This window comes from Rickettsiales endosymbiont of Peranema trichophorum (assembly GCF_004210275.1).
Classification (GTDB): Bacteria; Pseudomonadota; Alphaproteobacteria; order Rickettsiales; family Midichloriaceae; genus RICK02.
Genome location: NZ_SCFA01000113.1, coordinates 1 through 1,921 on the forward strand (window position 1 = coordinate 1; position 1,921 = coordinate 1,921).

The window sequence follows — 1,921 nt, forward strand, 5'->3', positions numbered from 1 at the left end:
TACTCCTGATGCCTCTTATATTTGGAACCTTAATACACATGAGTATATAGAATGCTAGGAAACTTAGCGGCACTGGATGTAGGAATAATAGTAGCGTACTTAGTCGGCTGTTTAGTAGTAGCATTTTGGAAAGCCACCGAGATCAAGAACATAAGAGAGTACGCCCTTGGGAGTGGTTCTGTATCAACAGTGGTTTTAGTTTGTACAATCTTTGCGACATATCTGAGTGCAAGTTCCACTATGGGTACTGTAGAGAAGGTGTATACAATGGGTATATTCTTTGCGCTTGCAAGAACTGCTGGAGCCTTTGTCTGGATGATTATGGCAAAGATATACGTAAACGTCGCACAGTTTTATGGATGTCTTACTATTAGCGATATCATGTATACCCTATATGGAAGTACTGGTAGATGGGTAACAACTATTGCATCTATAGTGTTGTCTCTGGGAGTCATAGCAACGCAAGCTCTTGCTATAGGCGACATACTTGACTATTTCCTGGGTATAGGGCGGTCGCCAGGTATTGCAGTGGGTATGGGAGTGCTGATAATTTACTCTGCCTTTGGAGGAATTAGAGCGGTTGCCTTGACGGATGTGGTGCAATTTGTGGTGTTCTATGTTGCTATTCCAACAGCCTGCTTTTTTGCACTACAGGATGTAGGGGGCCTGACCGCTCTGTACAACAAAGTCCCAGCAACACATACAACATTCAATTTGGAAGGTAAGCAATTGTGGCTGTTTGTGAGCTTTATACTTTTCCTATTGCCATTAAATGGAGGTTCTTTTATTCAAAGGTTCCTGATGTCCAACAATCCAAAACAACTTGCAAAATCTCTTAACATCATCACATTTCTCCATTTACCACTTTTAATAGTGATATGTATGATTGGTTTTATTATGCAGGTTCAGTCTCCAGATCTTGAGTCTAAGTTTGTATTTGTGACGTTTATAGACAGATATCTGTGCGTAGGCATTAAGGGTCTCATGATAGCGGGAATGATAGCAGTAATGATGTCAACAGCAGACTCTTGGTTAAACACTACATCCGTTTTGTGTGCGCACGACATTGCTAAGATGATATTCCCAAAATTGACGGATTGGCAAGAGCTTTGGATCGCACGGCTTTCAACTACTGTAGTAGGGATACTAGCGATTACTATAGCTTCTAATGCCGAAGGAATACTAGAATTGTCCTGGTTAATATATAATTTTTGGGATCCAATTATACTAGTACCAATGGTCACAGGCTTTCTAGGTTTCAGAAGCAACGTACCTAGTTTCCTTACAGGAGTTATTACTGCCATACTATTTAGCTGCCTTGGAGCCCACTTGGATGGTAAGTTCTCTATTATTAGCATTGCGACCGGTATCATAGGAGCCTGTATAGGCTTGTTTACTTCACACTATCTACAGCTATGGTATGGGGTCAGAATGCCAAAGCTCGAGGAGAAGCTTTTGAAGGAGAGGCAAGAACGGCCTTACGTTATGCCTAAGAAGCCTTCTGTGTTTGTGCAAGTGTATCGTGGAATACGTGACTTATCATTCGCAAAGATACTGTTGTTCACTAGAAATCAAACGAAACGCTTTCACCCTCAGTTTGAGATATCGGGGATAGTGCTTGTGTTGTTTTGCCTTTATCCGCTGCTTGTGGAATCTGAGCTTGCTTACGCTCAGTACAACCCTCTGATGGAGTTGTCTATTACTGGCGCTGTGTTGGCGATTTTGCTGTGTTTGTGTGAGTACTGCCCTAAGGAGTGGAGAGCTAGGTTTATGCCGCTGTACTGGTACAGCGTGATGCTATTGTCGCTCCCTATGTTATCTGCATCGATGCTGTTTCTTAACCACGGCAATATTTTTTACATAGCGCACTTTACACTGGGAATGCTTATACTATCGATATTTATGGATTGGCTGAGCTTCA

1 protein-coding gene is annotated in these 1,921 nt (G+C 42.1%); it reads left to right on the forward strand.

All coding sequences use genetic code 11. The features are described from left to right. Positions 1 to 51: 51 nt before the first annotated feature. On the forward strand, positions 52 to 1,921 hold a 1,870-nt coding region (locus tag EDM53_RS05490), incomplete at its 3' end, for a sodium:solute symporter family protein (RefSeq protein WP_130122655.1).